The organism is Marinilactibacillus sp. Marseille-P9653 (assembly GCF_916618885.1).
Taxonomy (GTDB): domain Bacteria; phylum Bacillota; class Bacilli; order Lactobacillales; family Carnobacteriaceae_A; genus Marinilactibacillus.
Map to the genome: position 1 here is coordinate 1,380,322 of NZ_CAKAKH010000001.1, position 20,036 is coordinate 1,400,357.

General features: G+C 35.4%; 19 protein-coding genes. All 19 read left to right on the forward strand.

The genetic code is table 11. From position 1 onward, the window contains the following. Positions 1-28: 28 nt before the first annotated feature. The 19 genes from LG377_RS06760 to asnS all read left to right on the forward strand — a co-directional run bounded on the left by LG377_RS06760 (position 29) and on the right by asnS (position 20,026). Entirely contained in the window at positions 29-1,777 is a 1,749-nt protein-coding gene (locus LG377_RS06760) for a GGDEF domain-containing protein (RefSeq protein WP_225743916.1), read from the forward strand. Next, entirely contained in the window at positions 1,737-2,210 is a 474-nt protein-coding gene (locus tag LG377_RS06765) for a hypothetical protein (protein ID WP_225743917.1), read from the forward strand. Before LG377_RS06760 ends, LG377_RS06765 begins: the two co-directional genes overlap by 41 nt. Beyond that, entirely contained in the window at positions 2,203-2,634 is a 432-nt protein-coding gene (locus LG377_RS06770) for a PilW family protein (protein WP_225743918.1), read from the forward strand. Before LG377_RS06765 ends, LG377_RS06770 begins: the two co-directional genes overlap by 8 nt. A gap of 4 nt (positions 2,635-2,638) precedes the next feature. Then, positions 2,639-4,153, forward strand: coding sequence for a PilX N-terminal domain-containing pilus assembly protein (locus tag LG377_RS06775; protein WP_225743919.1), 1,515 nt, complete (start codon positions 2,639-2,641; stop codon positions 4,151-4,153). 25 nt (positions 4,154-4,178) lie between these two features. Next, complete coding sequence (locus LG377_RS06780) at positions 4,179-5,798, forward strand: GspE/PulE family protein (protein WP_225743920.1); 1,620 nt, start codon at positions 4,179-4,181, stop codon at positions 5,796-5,798. A 9-nt stretch (positions 5,799-5,807) separates the two neighbouring features. Continuing rightward, the gene (locus LG377_RS06785; RefSeq protein WP_225743921.1) at positions 5,808-6,839 is read left to right on the forward strand and encodes a type IV pilus twitching motility protein PilT; all 1,032 of its coding nucleotides are present in this window, start codon (positions 5,808-5,810) and stop codon (positions 6,837-6,839) included. A 25-nt stretch (positions 6,840-6,864) separates the two neighbouring features. After that, positions 6,865-8,067 carry a type II secretion system F family protein gene (locus tag LG377_RS06790; RefSeq protein ID WP_225743922.1) on the forward strand — a complete coding sequence of 401 codons (1,203 nt, stop codon included), beginning with the start codon at positions 6,865-6,867 and terminating at the stop codon, positions 8,065-8,067. A gap of 115 nt (positions 8,068-8,182) precedes the next feature. After that, positions 8,183-8,527, forward strand: a complete 345-nt coding sequence (locus LG377_RS06795; RefSeq protein WP_225743923.1) for a competence type IV pilus major pilin ComGC — start codon at positions 8,183-8,185, stop codon at positions 8,525-8,527. Positions 8,528-8,585: 58 nt separating this feature from the next. Continuing rightward, positions 8,586-9,338 carry an A24 family peptidase gene (locus tag LG377_RS06800; protein ID WP_225743924.1) on the forward strand — a complete coding sequence of 251 codons (753 nt, stop codon included), beginning with the start codon at positions 8,586-8,588 and terminating at the stop codon, positions 9,336-9,338. A 44-nt stretch (positions 9,339-9,382) separates the two neighbouring features. Continuing rightward, complete coding sequence (gene pilM, locus LG377_RS06805; RefSeq protein ID WP_225743925.1) at positions 9,383-10,426, forward strand: type IV pilus biogenesis protein PilM; 1,044 nt, start codon at positions 9,383-9,385, stop codon at positions 10,424-10,426. After that, positions 10,423-10,968, forward strand: a complete 546-nt coding sequence (locus LG377_RS06810) for a hypothetical protein (protein WP_225743926.1) — start codon at positions 10,423-10,425, stop codon at positions 10,966-10,968. Before pilM ends, LG377_RS06810 begins: the two co-directional genes overlap by 4 nt. Continuing rightward, the gene (locus LG377_RS06815; RefSeq protein ID WP_225743927.1) at positions 10,958-11,506 is read left to right on the forward strand and encodes a hypothetical protein; all 549 of its coding nucleotides are present in this window, start codon (positions 10,958-10,960) and stop codon (positions 11,504-11,506) included. The genes LG377_RS06810 and LG377_RS06815 overlap by 11 nt, the downstream gene beginning before the upstream one ends. A gap of 158 nt (positions 11,507-11,664) precedes the next feature. Beyond that, the gene (locus tag LG377_RS06820; RefSeq protein ID WP_225743928.1) at positions 11,665-12,930 is read left to right on the forward strand and encodes a tetratricopeptide repeat protein; all 1,266 of its coding nucleotides are present in this window, start codon (positions 11,665-11,667) and stop codon (positions 12,928-12,930) included. A 71-nt stretch (positions 12,931-13,001) separates the two neighbouring features. Beyond that, complete coding sequence (locus LG377_RS06825; RefSeq protein ID WP_225743929.1) at positions 13,002-13,568, forward strand: ReoY family proteolytic degradation factor; 567 nt, start codon at positions 13,002-13,004, stop codon at positions 13,566-13,568. A 119-nt stretch (positions 13,569-13,687) separates the two neighbouring features. Continuing rightward, entirely contained in the window at positions 13,688-14,002 is a 315-nt protein-coding gene (locus tag LG377_RS06830; RefSeq protein WP_225744644.1) for a nucleotide pyrophosphohydrolase, read from the forward strand. Between the two features lie 64 nt (positions 14,003-14,066). Beyond that, positions 14,067-15,287: a CCA tRNA nucleotidyltransferase gene (locus LG377_RS06835; protein WP_225743930.1), complete on the forward strand. Its 1,221-nt coding sequence runs from the start codon at positions 14,067-14,069 to the stop codon at positions 15,285-15,287. Between the two features lie 39 nt (positions 15,288-15,326). Beyond that, the gene (locus LG377_RS06840; protein ID WP_225743931.1) at positions 15,327-18,125 is read left to right on the forward strand and encodes a helicase C-terminal domain-containing protein; all 2,799 of its coding nucleotides are present in this window, start codon (positions 15,327-15,329) and stop codon (positions 18,123-18,125) included. A 96-nt stretch (positions 18,126-18,221) separates the two neighbouring features. Then, positions 18,222-18,695, forward strand: a complete 474-nt coding sequence (locus tag LG377_RS06845) for a DUF5590 domain-containing protein (RefSeq protein ID WP_225743932.1) — start codon at positions 18,222-18,224, stop codon at positions 18,693-18,695. Positions 18,696-18,730: 35 nt separating this feature from the next. Then, positions 18,731-20,026 (forward strand): asparagine--tRNA ligase, encoded by a 1,296-nt coding sequence (asnS, locus tag LG377_RS06850; RefSeq protein ID WP_225743933.1) that lies wholly within the window; start codon positions 18,731-18,733, stop codon positions 20,024-20,026. Positions 20,027-20,036 lie beyond the last annotated feature (10 nt).

A 20,036-nucleotide genomic window follows, 5' to 3' on the forward strand; every position in this document is an offset into this window, starting at 1 on the left:
ATTCCAAATATAGAAACGAGGTAATAAAATGTTGTCGGAAAAAAAACAAATCTTCACATGGATAATATGGTTTATTCTTTATCCGACTCTATTTATCATTACTTTTAATCTAAATAATAGTAACGAATTTTCAGATAGTACATTTTATGGATACCTATTATTAGGTATCATTATCTCGTTGTTTCCTTTGAATATTAAAGGCACAACAATTATTATGATCAATGCAGTAGGGATTGCCATGTTTCTCACATTTGGAATTTTCGCTGAAATGTTATTGGTATCCAGTGCTTTAATTATAGTTCTAGCAAAACTTGGGCTCAATAAACAAAATGTTTTTAAAATCCCTTTGAATCTATTATTATTTCAGATCGTTTCAGTCTCCTCTGGAATCGTTTATTACACTATAGACCCAGTATTACCTTCAATTTTCAATTTAAGGTTTAACGTATTATCTTTAACGACGTATCTAGTGTTTTATATACTTCTGAATAGAATATTGATCTATTTCCTGGACAAGTATTGGTATTGTAAAGAGAATATTATGATTATTGATAGTGAACTGAAATTTTCGTTACTATCGATTTTTTATGTTATACCGATTGCTATCATGTTAGTTTATTTGGAAGAACTCTATTCTAACGTTGGAATTTTTATAGCTTTTTTACCATTGATTACACTTACTATAATCTTAAAGTTTTATTTTAATATTAAAGCAAAAAACAAACATTTGTCAGAAATCAACAACTTGGCGCTAGAGTTAACCGGGAAATACTCTCAAAAAGAAATTTTAAGTAACTACATAAAGTCTTGGGCAGTTATTTTCACTGCTCAGAAAATTAGTTATTTTGAAGCATCAGAAAATATGAAGATTACTAAAGTTTACGATTATGAAGTGGATTCTAAAGAAATCCATCAGGTAAATTCTGAGTATCTAATTTGTCCAGATATCATCAAAGCGTCTTGGTTAACTAACAGAATGATGGTCTTCAATTCTTCTGATGAATGGGCCATGGATTTCCCTTTAAGCTATAAGCCTGAGAGTATCCTGGTTTTGCCTGTGACTAGAGCAGAGAGAATTGTCGGTTTTTTAATGATGGTAGATTCTAAAAGAGACGCCTACAAAGATATAGATGTGGTTTCATCTATTAGAGTTCTTCATAGTTACTTGAATATTGCTCTAGAGAATGCATTTAACTTTGAAAAGCTACAATTTAATAGTCGTACAGATCATCTGACTGGACTGACAAATCTCAGAGCTTTTGAGAATGAATTGAAACAGTTTACGACAATTAATACAGAGCGCCGATTTTCCATTATCATAATTGATTTGGATCATTTTAAGAGAGTTAACGATACTTATGGCCACCAAGCCGGTAATGAATTGCTCAAGCAAGTTTCTATTTTATTAAGTACTTTTGTATATGAAGATGAAAGACTAGCTCGATATGGTGGCGAAGAATTTATTTTCTTCATACCCGATAAGACAGCAGATGAAACGCGGATCCTTGCTGAAAAAATTAGAGAAAAGATCGAAGAAACGAATTTTAATACGCACAACTATTTATCTAAAAGAGAACTGATTACTGTAAACATCACTGCCAGCATCGGCTTAGCTACTTATCCGGATCAATGCAGTAAAGTAAAGGACTTGGTGACACTTGCGGATAGAGCAATGTATGTCGGTTCAAAACAAAGAGGCAGAAATAGAGTCGCATCAATATTTGGAGGAGAACAGGATGAGTCTGAAAAAGAACTGGAGCTCGAAACGGTTTTATAGAGATCAAACGGGTGCTACGTTGGTAGAATTAATAGCCTCAATCGCTATTCTAGCTTTAGTTGTTACCTCTTTTTTGACATTCTTTATACAGTCTTCCAAAGCGACTCAATCATCCGAACAGGTGACTGCAGCAACTTATTCTGGGCAAAAGCAAATGGAATATCTCTATCATTTATCTGAGACTTTGACCATTGAAAAAACTGTTCTGGAATTAGAAAACAAAGCTCAATCTTCAGTTAGTAAAGGGTTGGAAAAATCTTATACTTATCAAGAAGATGGTATTTCTTATTTAATAAAAATGACTCTACCTGATTCTAAAACTTCAAAACAACCGAATCTAATAAAATTCCTCATAGAGGGATCAAAAGACGGTAAGAAAGTCATCCAGCTTGAGAATAAAATACCTTTTAAAGTAGGTCTGCTAGATGAGTAAACTAAAAAAAGTGTGTTCTCAAGAAGGTTTTACTTTAGTAGAATTACTCGCAACGCTCGCACTATTATCTGTAGTAATCGTACTTGCTGGATCGATACATTTGTTTGGTCAGAAGCAATTCTCTCAACAAACAGATCAAGTATCTCAAATTAGTGATATCCGATTTACACTCTCATCCATTGAAAAGGATGTTCGTCAAACCGTTCCCTCAGAAATTTCTTATGATGGGCAGTTACGAGTTGGTGAAAATGTTTATTCAATAGAAGATAACACTTTGAGAAAAAACGGTGGAATAATTAGTGATCAAATTTCTAGTTTCGATGTTTCTTTAACAGAAGAACGTATTGAATTAAAAATAAAAAGCTCTTCAGAAAAAAATCGTCCAATTGAAGAAATCTCTACTACAATCTATTTCAGGAGGTGACTCAGTGTCTAAATTAAAAGATGAACAAGGATCAGGATTAGTTTTGACATTAATGGTCTTAACGGTGCTCGCAGTTTTAGCAGCCGCACTGGCCACTGTCACCCTTGGAAGTTATCGATTGACCGCCAATAATAGAGATTCAGTTTCAGCTTATTATATTGCAGAAGCTGATTTAAATGAAAAATATGAAGTCGTTGAGTCTGTTGTGCAAACTACCTATGACATGGATACAAATCAAGACACTTTTTATGCTTTAATTGAACAGTCTTTTAAGGAATTGGAAGGTAAAAACTCTGATGGGTATGCTACTCAATTTGGAAAGAGTCCTTTTTCAAACGTAACGATAAAAAAAGTTTCTTCAGGAAATCCGAGGACATACACTCTGACTTCCGAAGGCGAAGTTGGAGATTCTAAAAGAACAATTGCTAAAGACTTTACTGTTGGTTATATAGAAAAAAATCAAGGTGGAGGATTGCCTGCATTACCTAAAAATGCAGCAGCAATAGTGAAGAATAAAATTGAATTGACTGGTAGTGGAAAGATTATAGGAGATGTTCATTTTGATTCTTTAGAAGCTAAATCGATTGTAATGAACGGAGACTCTTCTATAAATGAAGGATTTACATTCGTTAAAAATATTGAAAAAGGAAATAAACTACTAGACATCCCTCCCAAAAATACTGGATTTCAAGAAAAAAATGGTCCTTTTTTAAAACAAACTAACATTAACATACCATGGGAATCATACTATGAGTTTATTAAAACATTCCCTGATGTCCCAGTATATGATTCATTGCCTGACGAAACAATATCATCTTCCGATGGAAGTAATCAGCATAAGTTTATAAATCAAGAATCTTTCTATTACAATAGTTGGATTTTTAACAATAAGAATTTTATCTTTAAAGTAGCTGGAAATAGTTCTTTTAAAGAGTTCAAAGTTGATAGCGATGTGCCACTTAAGATAGATACCATGGGAAAAGATATTACAATTGTAGTAGATCATTTGAACCTCAATAGAGGAAGTTTAGAGTTAGTCGGTGAAGGCTCTGTCACCTTTTATGTAAAGAGTAAGTTTAACCTTAACTCTAGTGGTGATAGTAATCTTAATAAAAATGGCAAAACTGAGCAATTAAAAATTCTATATGCAGGTACAGATGATTTTATTATGAATGGTGGAATTGTCAATGGCTCTATATTTGTAAAAAATGCAGTCGTCAACGTTAATTCAGCTCATGGAATCAATGGATTACTGATAAGTGGTGGGCCGAAGGTGACTCATAACGGTGGTACGTCTACAAAAGCTATTGTAATTGCGCCCTCAGCAGACTTTGATTTTTCAGGTAGTGGAAGCATAGAAGGTGCTGTTATTGGTAAACAGGTTATTTTATCTGGAGCAGGAGAAATAAAGGTTGGAAAACCAATTGTTGATTTAAATATTTTTAATACTAGTTCTAAAAAACAGTCTGATAAACCAAATTTTGATCTTATAAAAAGCGACGCATCCATAGAAAAATAGAAATTTAAAAGGAGGAAGAAACTAAATGGCTACTCAAAGAAAAAAGCTAGGCGATCTATTAAAAGAAGCAAATTTAATCACCGAGGAAGATATCGTCAAAGTTCTTGAATTGAAGAAAAAGAATCAAAAGCTTGGAGATGCACTAGTAGAACAAGAGTATATCACTGAAAAAGAGTTGCTGGATGTTTTAGAAATTCAGCTAAAGCTAGAAAGTATTTCTCTATACCAGTATCCAATCGATACTAGTCTGATTGATTTAATCTCTAAAGAATTTGCTCGAGAAAATGTTTTACTCCCAATCAAACAAGAAGCACATCGCCTGATTGTAGCCATGCATGACCCGTTAGATTTTTATGCGATTGAAGACCTGGAACTTTCAACTGGATTCAGTGTACAACCTGTTATTGCGACTAAAGATGATATCTTACAAACTGTGAATCATTTATATGATTATGATGAAAGCTCTGAATTAATAGAAGAAGAATTCAATGCTTCTGCAGTTAACATATTAGATCAAATCCTTGAAGCTGGTGTAACGATGCATGCTTCTGATATTCACCTTGACCAGACCGAGACTTTGGTAAATGTACGCTACCGAGTAGATGGCGTACTAAGAAACGAAAGAACCCTTCCAAAATCTGCTATGAATTCCTTAGTAGCCCGAATCAAAATACTGGCTGGTTTGAACATTACCGAGAGTAGACTTCCTCAGGATGGTCGAATTAGTTTAACGATTATGGAAAAATCTATCAATTTACGGATTTCGACATTACCAACTGTGTATGGTGAAAAAATCGTTATCCGAATACTTGATTTGACAAATATCCTCAAGAAATTGAATGATTTGGATTTGACTGAAGGTACGCTTGAAGAATATAGAAAGATCATTCAAGAGCCTTCTGGTTTAGTTTTGATTACCGGTCCTACTGGATCTGGGAAGTCGACCACACTTTACGGATCTATCAACGAATTGAATAACGCTCATGTCAATATCCTGACGATTGAAGATCCGGTTGAGTATCAACTAGATGGTATTAACCAAGTACAAGTGAACTCAAATATCGGGCTGAATTTTGCGACGGGACTTAGATCCATCTTAAGACAGGATCCGAACATCATCATGGTTGGTGAAATAAGAGATAGAGAAACAGCAGATATAAGTATTAGAGCTTCTCTAACAGGTCACCTTGTATTCAGTACGTTACACACCAATAGTGCAATTGAAGCGATTCCAAGGCTTTTTGATATGGGTGTAGAACCTTATTTGGTTGTTTCTTCGCTTTCTGGAATTATGGCACAGCGATTAGTCAAAAAAGTTTGTAAAGATTGTCAGTATAAAAGAGCGGCGACTCAGATAGAGAAAGAAATTTTCCGAAAAAGAGGTAGAGAAATCGACGAAATATGTTTGGGTAGAGGGTGTAACCGATGTAGATTCACTGGTTATAGAGGTCGAATGGCGATTCATGAATTGATTGTGATCGATGATCATATGAAAGAAATGATGATGAACCATGCTTCTCTGCAAAAGATTAAACAGTATGTCGAAAACAAGCAGATTCCGTTTTTAATTGACGATGGATTAGACAAGGTCCAAAAAGGCTTTACAACTATTGAAGAAGTATTAAGAGTCGCAACATTAGATTAGAGGGATACAATGGATTATTTACATCGAGTACTAACAGCAGCTTATTACAAAGAAGCTTCAGACATACACTTAACAGCAGGTTCTGAACCCGTTTATCGTATTGACGGTAGATTGATTCCGCAGAAAACGGAAGAAAAGCTCATGCCAGATGATTTAGAAGCAATTGTCAAAGAAATGCTTACTGAAAAATTATGGGAAGATCTCCAGAGAAATAGAGAAGTAGACTTGTCTTACGGAATTAACGGTATATCAAGATTTCGGGTAAATGTCTTTTACCAAAGAAACGCGCTCTCCATAGCTTTTAGAATCATTTCCAAAGAGATTCCATCACTAGACGATTTAGGGCTACCCAATATCTTGAAAGAACTCGCAAAAAAACCTCACGGACTTATTTTAGTAACTGGTCCAACAGGTAGCGGAAAAAGTACTTCTCTGGCAGCTATGATCGACTATATGAATCAAAATATGAATCGGCATATCATTACCTTAGAAGACCCTATAGAATATTTGCATTCTCACAATCAGTCCATCATTGTTCAACGAGAAATCGGATTCGATGCATTGTCTTTTAAAGATGGTTTGAGGGCCAGTCTAAGACAAGACCCTGATGTGATTCTTGTCGGGGAGCTTAGAGATTTAGAAACCATTTCTACGGCTATCACGGCAGCAGAAACGGGCCACTTAGTTTTAGGTACCTTACACACGCAAGATGCTTCGAGTACGATTGACCGTATGATCGATGTCTTTCCAGCACATCAAAGAGACCAGGTGCGTACGCTACTAGCCAATATTCTAGTCGGTATCTTGTCACAAAGATTATTCCCTAAAGCTAGAAGCACCGGTAGAATTGCCTGTACGGAAATGCTGATTAACAATGCAGCAATCAAAAATCTGATCAGAAGTGAAAAAATGCATCAGATACCAAATACCTTGCAGACATCTAGGGATCAGGGGATGCATACAATGGAAATGGACATGAAATTAAAGTCGCAAGAGGGGCTAATCAATTCTGTTGAACTTGTTCCCTATTCGAATGTTTAAAGAAAGATTACAGGTGAAATGACTTATGACAATGTATGCTTATAAGGCAAAGAAAACGGATGGAACAATCACTAAAGGTAAGTTGGAAACTTCGAATAAAAAAGAAGCACTCATTGAGCTAGAACATTTGAATTTGATTGTATTTAGCATTAAAGAATTAAACTCCTTTCTTTATAAAGACGTTCACATCGGTAAACCAATTAAATCAAAAGATTTTGTTCTATTCCTTAGACAATTCTCTACCTTAATAGAATCAGGTATATTGTTATTAGATGCTTTAGAAATACTTTCTAAACAGATTGATAATAAAATTTTAAAAGAGGCTTTAGAACAAATTGCGCTTCAAGTTAGGGAAGGTATCGCACTATCAGCTGCACTTAGTAAGTTTCCTAAGCTATTTCCTAATTTATTAGTTAATATGATTCAATCAGGTGAAGCGAGCGGGCGTTTAGACGACGTCCTAAAAAGAATGGCAGATTATTACGAAAAGCAACACAGATTAAGACAAAAAGTATCTACGGCGTTAACTTATCCAGCTGTAGTAGGAAGCATGGCTGTATTAATTACTATATTTCTATTAGTATTTATTGTTCCGATATTCGCTGACTTATTTTTGAGTTTTGGTGAAGATTTACCTGCTTACACTCAGTTCGTATTAAATTTAAGCCAAGTTATTCAAAACTACTGGTGGATAATTCTTTTGATTGCAATCATACTTTTATCTGGTTTCAAAGAGCTAACTAAACGAGAATCAACTGCATTCATCATAGATGGCTTTTTACTCAAGATACCAGTTGTAGGTGTCTTTATTCAAAAATCCATCTTAGCGAGAATGACACAAACCTTGAGCTCACTCTTATCAAGTTCAGTTCCCATACTTGAAGCAGTAGATATCACTTCTAATGTTATGAGCAATCGTGTGGTCAAAAGGGTACTCCAAGAAAGTAAAGATTCCCTTGAAAGAGGAGAGTCGTTATCTATCCCCATGCAAAGACATTGGATGTTTCCAGATTTAATTACTCAGATGATTACAGTTGGAGAATCCAGCGGAGCACTTGACGAAATGTTGCATAAAGTAGCGGAGGTATACGATCAAGAATTAGAAGAAGCATCGAATAAACTGCAGTCACTAATTGAGCCGATATTGATTGTTTTTTTAGCCGCGATTGTTGGTGCTATCGTATTAGCTATTATCATTCCGATGTTTTCACTATTTGAAACATTTTAAATTAAAGACATTGAAAGGGGGAATGGGTATACGTTATAAGCAAAAAGACAAGTCGATCAGTACTTATACTGATCAAAAGAAAATATCACTTATAAAATATTAGGAGGAAGAAAATATGAGAAATCAAATCAAGAAACTAATCAAAAAGGAAAATGGATTTACATTAGTCGAGCTACTTGCAGTTTTAGTTATTTTAGGAATTATCGTAGCAATCGCAATCCCAGCAATCGGAAATGTTGTTGAAAACGCGAATGGTAAAGCTGAAACAGCTGAAGAAGCTTTAGTTATTGATGCAGCAAGACTATACGACATTGAACATACTATCGGCAGTACCGGCGTAACTGTCGAAACTCTTAAAACAGAAGGATATTTAGAGATCAGAGATAGTGAAAGTCTTTCAGATTCAACAACTGTTACTGTTAAAACTGAAGGAAAACAGAAAACTTACGTAATCGAGTAATAATTATTAATAATTAGAGAAGTTAATAAAGCTTCTCTTTATACATAGGAGAACCAGCATGCAAACTTTCATAGCCATCATTTTTTTCGTATACGGACTAGTACTTGGATCATTTTATAATGTTGTTGGCCTCAGGGTACCTATAGGAACATTCTGGAAACAGAAACAATCTTATTGCTATACCTGTAAGAGAAGTTTGTCTTGGACTGAATTGATACCCGTCATCTCTTATTTGAATCAAAAAGGAAAGTGCAAAGGATGCGGTGAACCTTTCTCTGCACTCTATCCAATAATGGAGTTCAGTACTGGAATCCTCTTTGCACTTTCTTACTTGGTTTTTGGATTTACGCTAGAAACGATATTTAGTTTGATTGTTGTTTCGATGGTCATAATCATTACAGTGTCTGACATAGCTTATCAAAAGATTCCGAATAAAATCTTACTATTTTTTGCTCCTTTGATTTCGATTCTCCTTATAGTTATATCAAACATTACGTTTCTATCAGCCTTAATTGGGGCTGGGTTAGCTTTTGCACTTATATTTCTTATTATCATTCTATCAAAGGGTGGTATGGGTATGGGAGATTTGAAGTATTTCACTTTATTTGGATTTATTTTTGGCTGGAAACTGTTTTTATTACTTTTCTTACTGTCAACTATTTATGGGGCTGCAGTCAACAGTGTATTATTAATAACCAAAAAAGTTTCTAGAAAAACGAAAGTCCCTTTTGGACCTTATATCGGAGCAGCGGCACTTACCGTACTGTTTTTCGGTAACACACTATTAGACTGGTATCTATCACTCTTATAGTCCAGAAAAATTGTATTGAGAAAGATGACCTATGGAGGACTTACATGCTATTTAGAAAAAAACAAATACTTTATATTCAATTTAAATATAAAAGTATCTATTATATGATCATTGATCCACAGAAAAATGAAATTATAGAACACGATTCGCTCTCACTCGATATTCCTGTATTGATTGAAGGACAACTGACAAATGAAATGCTGGTGCAAAAAACACTAGAATTGTTCGTGCGCGAAAAAAAACTAAGAAATACTGTGGTTCATTTCATTTTACCAGATCACTTTTCTGTCATACGTAAAGAACAAGTTCCCCTTCAACTGGAGCAAAAAGAAATCAAGGAATACTTGTATCTTCAACTAGACAGCAAGATTAAATTACCTTTTGATTCTCCGGTATTAGATTTTCAGTTGTTAGAAACTCTAGAAGATGCTCAAGAAATTCTCTTAGTTGCTTATCCAGAGGAATATATACAGTCTTTCCAGAAGTTGTTTGAATCCGTACAATTAGTTCCGGAAATTGCTGATCTTTCATATCTGAGTGTTTACCGTTTATTTAAAAAAGATCAATCTAACGAGATTTCTCCTGACGAGCATTTATTATTGATTCAATGGCATCCATATGATAGCTCACTAACTGTGTTCCATAAAGATGTTCCTCAATTCAATCGACAGACTAATTTCCAAAGAATAGCTCAAAGCTGGGAACAAGATAGTCTTTCTAAATGGGAATGGACTGGTTCTGAGGAAGAATTAGAGGTAGCTATTGAAAATCATATTGACACAATTGAACGTTTCTTGGATTTTTATAAGTATTCGATTATGAATGGAGAAAAGATGGTTACGCGTATTATACTTACTGGAGACTTCCCAGAGTACGAGCTTTTATATGAACGAATTAGTAATCGAATTGATATCCGGTTATCTAAAATAGAGGTACCTTCAAACTTCACAAGAGGGTTTGTACCGCTGATAGGACTGAAATATAAGGATACTATCGTAACACCAAAGTCTAAATCTATAAATAATCATAGAAAAGGACTATTTAATAGACCGTTTAAAAAAACCGTTGAGGAGATTGATGCAGGATGATCAATATAAACCTTTTCGAGAAAAAAGAAATCAATAGACTACCGTTTGTAATTATCATAATATTTTTAATCCTATTATCTGGCTTGTTTATTTATTTATTTGGAATGAATCGTTTCTATACATTAAAAGATAATAGAAATATGCAGGTCATTGAAAATCAAGTTAGCGAAATTCAGGATGCAAGAAGTATTGAACTATTGAATAATCAAGTTATTCAGTTGAATGAAAGTCTTACTTCTCTTGAATCAGCTCGATATCAGATTCCATTTTTAATTAAAGATCTTCATACCTATGTACCTGAAGAAAGTCAAATAGCAGAGTTTGTATTATTAGAAGATTTCACACTAGTATTAAAGGTTTCAGGTGTGGACTATGATGCTTTAACTGCATTAATTAAAGAACTCAACGAGATTGACTACGTTAATTCAGCAGAACTGTCGACATTGTCAGTTACTGAATCAGATACAAATACTTTCGATTCAGAAATTCTACTGACCTTAGACCAACTTTTATTGAGAAAGGAAAATAATAATGAAAATTAGCTGGTCTAAGCAAAGTTTGCTATTGATCCTTCTTCTAACTACGACACTATGTATACTCTTCTATTACGGAAAAAAAACAGTGGTGGATATCCCAAGACAGGCTTACTTAAGTTCTGAGCGTATTATTGAGGATCAACAAGATCTTCTTAACAAAGTTGAATCGATTGATGGTTCAGAAGATAGTCTTTCAAAACAATTAGCTGAACTAAATAACAGTATTCCAAATAATATAGATCCAAGCACTTGGATGGATGAAATAAAACATATAGCTGATGCAAATCAAGTTACGATTCAACTACTAAACAGTATGGAAACAACGGTAAATTCTGAAGCTGAATCAACTATAGATTCTATTGACTCCAATAACTTTCAATTGGATCTGATTTACGATGATAGGACAGCTCTAGAGTCTTTTATAGAAGATGTATACCAAATGACTCAAATCACAGACATTTCATCTTTGTCCTATGAACAGACTGAATCAAATACCGGAACTTTGTTTCTTAGAACTTATACTCAACCAAGTAATTTAGAATAACTTCGGACAAACGTCTAATACCTTAGGCGTTTTTGTTTTATCCAAATACGAAGAGTGCATGACGTTTAGTACTGGATATGATAAGATAGGAAGAGTATTTTCAAAGAACAGACTTTATAATATTAAACATAAAAAATGTATTTTCAGGAGGAGAAAGCATGTCTTACTCTCAAAAAATGATTGATGCTTTACAGAACGAACAACTAGAAAAAGCAAATCAGCATCTTGAACAGGCACTCAAGAGTGACTCAATTGATGATCTTTATCAACTGGCAGATTCTCTATATCAATTAGGATTCTTAGAAGAAACAAAAAGAGTCTTACATTTTCTACTTGATCAGTCAAATGACGATGAAATTAAAGTGAATCTAGCAGAAATCGCAATTGAAGAAGGTAAGGAACTTGAAGCCATTGAATGGCTTCAAGCTGTAGAGAAAACGAGCGAGGTTTATCCTCAAGCTTTACTTGTATCTGCTGATTACTATCAAGTACTAGACTTGCCAGAAGTTTCTGAACAAAAACTACTAGAAGCTCAGTCCATTTTAGAAAATGAACCCGTTATTCTATTTGCTTTAGCAGAACTGCATTTCACAATGGGTAAACATGCCCAAGCGATTAGAGAATACGAGCAGTTACTGACAGATGGGGAAGATACCTTTGCTGGCGTTTATCTAGTAACGCGACTAGGGAGTGCTTATAGTGCGTTAGGTGACTGGGAGAATGCAATTGGGTATCTTGAGGAAGCTGTTGAAGTCGACGATCAAATCGATACGTTGTTCCAATTAGGATTCACCTATTTCCAGATCAAAGAATTTCAGCGATCCAATGAAACTTTCCATAAAGTAAAAGAAATGGATCATTCTTATACATCGGTGTATCCTTATCTTGCTAAAGGATTGGATGAAGAGAATCAAATCGAAAAAGCTGCTGAGGTTGTGCGCGAAGGATTGCTTCAAGATAAAACCAATTATCAACTCTATCTAATCGGTGCTGATATCGAGATCAAGCGAAGCAATAGTGATAAAGCTGAAGAATACTATAAGCTAGCGATGGAATTGGATCCAGAAAATGAAGCCATTTCCTTACAATATACGAATTTCTTGAATCATCAGGAAAGATATGATGAAACGGTTGAGTGGATTCAGCAAGCCTTAACAGAATTAGATGCGGATCCGCAATTTTACTGGAATTTAGCGACTGCTCAAGATGCACTGGAAGAATTTGAAGCTGCTGGAAGAGCGTTTGAAAAAGCTTATCCTTATTTTGATTCAAATGCTGAATTTATGAAGCAGTATTTCTTCTTTTTAAGAGAAGAAGGACGTTTAGCGGAATCCCGTAACGTAGGTACGAAGTATCTTGAACTCCAAAGTGACGATTTAGAAATTCAAGAAATCTTAAACAATGAACAGACAGATACTGAGTGATTTTTGTTATACTATAATAGTAGAAATACTTGAATATTTAATGTGTCTGTTCTAAAAGGAGGGAAGTCAAATTGAATAATCGAGTACAGTTAAATGATAAAAAACAATTTTTGAAATGGTTCTTACAGAGACACCAAATGAAGCGCAGAGAATCTATGTGGATATTAAATTATTTATTGAATCATGATATTGTGTTAAACAAAGCAAAATTTGTCGAACGTGCTGAAAAGACACCTCGTGGGATTAAAATGGCAGCTGTCGGATCAGAAAATGAAGCGTTCAAATTCTATAAAGACGGTCATTCGTTTGATAACCCAGAACAAGCTTTTCACGAAGTGAGATTGAACTGGCATACAGATCTTTATATCGAATTATTGTTTTCAGATGCATGGATGTCTGCTGAGTATCTAGCTGTATTAGAAGATAATCCTTTTTCTAGCTGGAACGATTCCATTTCAAATGACCTTAGTCTTGAAGTTAACGAAGCAATCGACTATTTTCAATTAAGTGAGAAGCGAAATGATCTCATTCATCATATTGATATCGCACTTGAAAATGATGAAAAAGAACAATTCTTGATGTTAACAAGAGAACTTAAAGAAATAGAAGAAAAGTTAAGCAACGAATTACCGTATTGATAAATTTGTTTGTTTAAGGAAATTCAATAGAGTACAACCATTTTCAAATGATTGTACTCTTTGACTTTTCTATTCTTTCAAATTGAAAGGTGGTATGATGTGTGACGGATACAAGAGACATGCAAAAAGAAGTAGATGATTACATAAATCAATTCAAGGCGGGATACTTTTCACCGCTGGGCCAGCTAGCAAGACTTACAGAAGAAGTAGGAGAATTAGCTAGAGAGATCAGTCATCATTATGGAGAAAAGCAGAAAAAGCCAGAAGAAGCAGACAAGAAGCTGGAAGAAGAACTTGGTGATGTTTTGTTTGTCATCATTACTTTGGCAAATTCTCTTGAGATTGATCTTTCAGAAGCTTTCGCGCTGACGATGAATAAATTCAACACCCGAGATCGTGATCGTTTTGAACGAATCGATGACGAATCGATTTAGTGTGTTTAAAAAGGAGAGAATGGTTGTATGCTAGTCAATATATGCTGGATGCAACCTTACTATCATGCAAAATAAACTGGTTTTAACAGAAGTTTTCACAAATGCATTACCCGTTTTGGAGGTCCTCGAGCAAGCTGGATTTGAAGCTTATTTTGTTGGCGGGAGTGTACGAGATGCTATGCTCGGTAAAGACGTTAATGATGTCGATATCGCTACAAGTGCATTTCCCAATGAAATCCAAGACTTGTTCAAGAAGACGATAGATGTGGGTATAGAGCATGGTACGGTCATGGTGCTATGGGAAAAAGAAACTTATGAAATCACGACATTTAGAACCGAATCAACTTACCAGGACTTTAGACGTCCAGATTCGGTTACTTTTGTGCGTTCTTTAGCAGAAGATTTGAAAAGAAGAGATTTTACCATCAACGCTTTGGCAATGGATAAAGACGGATATATCACTGATTTGTTTGATGGTATGGATGATCTGAATCAACAAGTCATTCGAGCAGTAGGGATACCTGATGAACGTTTTGGTGAAGATGCACTTAGAATGATGAGAGCGACAAGGTTTTCGGCTCAACTTGGATTTGATATTGAAGAAGAGACCGTGCTCGCATTGAAAAAAAATACTGCTTTACTTGAACATATTGCCATAGAACGGATCCAAGTAGAATTTATTAAGATGTGTCTTGGTCAATTCAAACAAAAAGGACTGGCATATTTTATTGAGTCAAACTTGTATGAATTTTGTCCCGGTCTAAAAAAAGAAGCTTTAAGAAAATTTTCTGCAATTTTGCCTTCACTAGACAATGAGAGACAAGTCTGGACTTCGTATCTTTTGCTAGACGAATATGATACGAATCGGCTTAATGCTTTTATGAAATCATGGAAACTATCAAATAAACTCATCCAGCAGGTAATGTCTTTATTCCGATCGGTAAAATTTAGAATGGAGTCTTCTGCGGACGTGCTCTATATTTATCATCTTGGGAAAGAATTAGCACTTGAAACAGAGAATATCCTCTCTTACTTGCAGTATCCAGCGGACTCAGAAGCTGTTCTCTCTATCTATGAGAGTTTACCAATTTATTCTAAGCAAGATCTGGCAGTAAAAGGAAAGGATCTTCTTGAGCTAACGAGTGCAAAAGCAGGTAAGTGGTTAGGTGATGCTTTGAACCATATCGAAGAAGCGGTTGTCCTTGGGAAACTGAATAATTCGAAACAAGAAATTATCACCTGGGCAAAACAGCATACGCTGATTCCAGAAACGGACAAACATTAAATTGAAAATAACTTTGAGGTTATTGGGAAGGAGGGGAATATGAAGAAAGATCAAATTTATGCAATTGTAGATATCGAATCAACCGGTGGAAGTATTGGTAAAGATCGGATGATTCAATTTGCTTGTGTACTGATGAAAAATGGAGAGATCATTGAAACTTTTGACACTTTCGTAAATCCTCTTAAAAGCGTCCCTAAGCGTATCCAGGAATTAACAGGCATTCATCCTAGAGAGTTGAAAACAGCGCCTTATTTCGAAGATATTGCCCTTTTACTTCGTAATATGTTGGAAGAAACGATATTTGTTGCACATAATGTTGGGTTCGACTTTCAGTTTTTAAATGAAGAATTTAAAAGAGTTGGGGTTTCTGAACTAACAATTCCTGCAATAGATACGGTGCAACTTTCTCAAATTCTTTTTCCAACGTCAAACAGTTATGCGCTTCAAGAAATTGTTGAATGGCTTGGCTATGATCTAGATCGTCCGCACAATGCGCTTTTTGATGCAGAAGCAACAGGTTTTTTGCTGAACCAGATAGACTCAAAACTCCGAACGCTTCCACTTACAACGGTGGAGAAACTAGCGGAACTTTCCGTATACTGTATCGCAGAAACTCGTATGTTTTTTGAAGAGGCTTTAGAAGAAATGAAGTCACAACCGACAGATTTAAATCAGCAATTAATTGTCGTTGAAGGTATTGCGCTTCAAGATCCTTCAATTTCATTAAACGCGTATAACTATAGAACTGATAAGCAGTATCCTGCTTCTTCACTAGACAAAATCAATTTATTGGATGAACAATATTCTAAAAGAGACGTTCAAGAAGAAATGATGGATAGTGTTTACCATTATTTAAAAAATTCTTCTCCAGAGTCTGGTCTGGCGATTGAAGCCCCTCCTGGTACTGGGAAATCACTTGGATACCTGCTACCGGCCAGTTTTGAAGCAAGTCCAGAAGCCCCTATTTTAATTAGCACTAAAACAACGGTGTTACAGCGTCAGATGATTGAAGAGAGCCTTACTTACCTAGAAAGACTCGTACCATTTGAATTAGCGATTGCTTCAGTAAAGGGGAAACACAATTATCTTTCCTTGGCGAATTTCGACTATAAGTTAAGCGTGATTAATAAAGAAGACATTGAAACGCTTTTCAGTATGCGTGTTCTGGTCTGGTTGACTGAAACAGTCACTGGAGATATCGATGAAATTGGTGCTGGTGGGCACAGTAGCCATGATTTTTGGTCTGAGGTCCGTATAGGTAAATCTGAACTTTCAAAAGATCGAATGGAAAAGTGGGTACCTTATGACTTTTTCCTACGTGCAGAAAAAAGACTCAAACAAGCTTCTATTATCGTTACGAATCATGCTTTCCTCGTTCAGGACTGGAAAAAAGAGCAACCATTGTTTTCTAATGTCAACAAGCTCATTATCGATGAAGCGCATTTCTTTCCTGACGTTATTCAAGACGCAGCTAATACCTCCATATCAGCTGCATCATTCGCTACGCATCTAAAAAAATTAGGTAGTCAAGATAGAGAGCAATCGATTATGGCTATGCTTTATGATCTAGTGACTAGAGATGTGATCAAAGATTATCAAGTACGGGCGATTGAATCTAATCGGCAGTTATTTGAATCTGAATGGAATGACTTTATAGATCAATGGATCAGTCAATTGTCGATACCTATTGAACCGAAACAATCTATCGTTAAATGGAAAGAACACTCTATTCAGCTTTCGAACTTAACGATTTCTTTGAAGCGCCAACTTAAAGAACTGACGAGATTGATATACGAAATCGTCTATGTAGGAAATCACATTTATCAGAGCAGTGAATTAGACGCCAAAAATCTGACCGCTACTGAAAAGTTCAATCTAGGTATTTTTAAAGAGGTTCTTGATACAATTTCTACTGATGCTCATCGCCTAAAAACGGTGTTCAATCAGAATGATCATGCAGATTATTCTTGGGTTTCCTATTACTCTAAACATCCAGAAAAAACATTGAGATTTCATCGAGCGAGTTTTGAAGTAAAAGAAGCACTGCAAAAACAATTAGAGCGTTACACTCATGCAATCTACACAAGTAGTTCACTGTCTTATGATGGATCGATTCATTTCTTTCAAAAGCAAATTGCTGCCAAAAATCTGGAATTTATCGAACTTTCTTCTCCATATCACTATAACGAACAGGTTAGAGTTTACGTACCTGAACAATCAAAATCTTTTTCTGATTATACAAAAGAAGACTTTTTGAAGTATCTGATCGATTCAATCGAGCAGTCAGTTAAACAAACTTCAGAAAATGCTTTGATCCTTTTTAAGTCAAATGATTCTTTACAACAAGTATATAGAGGATTACAGAACAAGAAATCGCTCGAAAAGAAATTGATATTAGCTCAAAATTTATCTGGAACGAAGTCAAAGCTAATCAAGCAATTCAAGAAAAGTAAAAATGCCATTTTACTTGGTGCAGATACGTTCTGGGAAGGTGTTGATCTTCCTGGTGAAACGTTAAAAATTGTAATTATTACGAAACTACCTTTTGATTCACCCGACCAACCCTCCGTTAAGTTAAGGCTGAAAAAACTAACAGATCAGAATCAAAATGCTTTTGTTCAAGACATGTTACCTCGAGCGGTTATGAGGTTGAAACAAGGTTTTGGACGGCTAATTCGATCTGAGAGTGATAAAGGTGTATTGATTGTTTTGGACTATCGCTTTCTTCATTCAAGTTATGCGAAGGTTTTAAGACAAGCGTTGCCTAAGGAAGTTGAAATCGAAAAAATAGACTTATCTCAGATGGCTGAAAAAGTAGAAGACTTTTTAGGAAAATAGGGAATGTGAAAATAGAATGTGTTACCGGATATTTATTTCCATTCATTATTTTGCTATACTTAGATAGTTGAAAATCTGGACTGCGAGGAAATCACTGTGAAAAAATTCTTTATAGGACTTTCTGTTTTTCTAATTGTGCTCATTATTGGTTCAGTTGTTATATACAGACGATCTGTTGCGCTATACAACGATACTGAAGAACAAGCTATTGAGTATGCCATAGCTAACTCTGAAATCGTTTCAGCTACAGACTTTTACTGGTATAACGATACAGAAACAACCTTTACTGTCGTAGGTGAAACAGGAGAAGGCGAGTCTCTTGTCGTGTTTACAAATCAGGAAACTCAGGAAACAACAACTCTGAATGTTTCAGATATAATTCCTAAACAGCAAGCTGTTCAAATGACTCGTGAAGCTAGACAGCCTAAGAAGATACTAAACGCTCGAATGGGTATAGATAATCAGAGACCCGTATGGGAAATCAGTTACCGTAACCAAAATGGACGATTAGGGTATTATATCCTTTCGCTGGAAGATGGCGAATGGATCCGCACAATCGATAATATTTAAATTTAAAAATTGAATTAGGATAAGGAGATTGAACATTGAAAAAAATCAGAATCATAGAAGCATCTAAGCATATCGGTGAAAAAGTAACCATAGGAGCTTGGATCGCAAATAAAAGATCAAGTGGGAAAATTGCCTTCCTACAACTAAGAGATGGATCTGCTTATTTTCAAGGTGTTGTCATCAAGAGTGATGTAGAAGAAACGGTTTTTGAACAGGCTAAAAACCTAACACAAGAAACTTCAGTTTGGATCACGGGTACGATTCAAGAAGATACACGTTCTAAATTTGGTTATGAAATTCATGTTGACGGTATCGAAGTCATTAGTGAATCCAAAGACTATCCTATTACACCGAAAGAACATGGGACAGAATTCTTAATGGATCATCGTCACTTATGGTTACGTTCTTCTAAACAGCATGCAATCATGCAAATTCGTAACGAAGTGATTAGGGCTACTTATGAATTCTTCAATAAAGAAGGTTTCTTAAAAGTCGATCCTCCTATCTTAACCGGTAATGCAGCAGAAGATACGACTGAGTTATTCCATACGAAATATTTTGAATATGATGCTTTCTTGTCTCAAAGTGGTCAACTTTACATGGAAGCCGCTGCGATGGCATTAGGAAAAGTATTTTCATTTGGACCGACTTTTAGAGCTGAAAAATCTAAAACAAGACGCCATTTAATTGAATTTTGGATGATCGAACCTGAGATGGCTTTTATGGATCAGGATCAATCTTTGGAAATTCAAGAACAATATGTTGCTTACCTAGTACAAAGTGTTCTAGATAACTGTGATATGGCACTTGACGTATTAGATCGCGATAAAGACTTATTAAAAAAATACACTAGTTTACCTTATCCTCGTATTTCATATGATGAAGCGGTTGAATTGCTTCAGAAAAATGATTTTGATACGACTTGGGGTGAAGATTTTGGATCACCAGAAGAAACATTTATTGCAACCCAGTACAATCAACCTGTATTCATTTTGAATTATCCAAAAGCAATTAAACCTTTTTATATGAAACCACATCCAGATCGTGAAGATATCGTTCTTTGTGCGGATATGATCGCTCCAGAAGGTTACGGAGAAATCATCGGTGGTAGTCAGCGTGAAGATAACTACGAGGCGTTAGAAAAAGAACTTGAGAAACACAACCTAGCCATTAAAGATTACGAATGGTATCTTGAGTTGCGTAAATATGGTAGTGTACCGCATTCAGGATTCGGATTAGGTCTTGAACGTGTGATCACTTGGTTATCAGGAACAGAGCACATTAGAGAATCGATTCCATTCCCACGTTTGTTGAATAGAATCTACCCGTAAAGTGACTTGG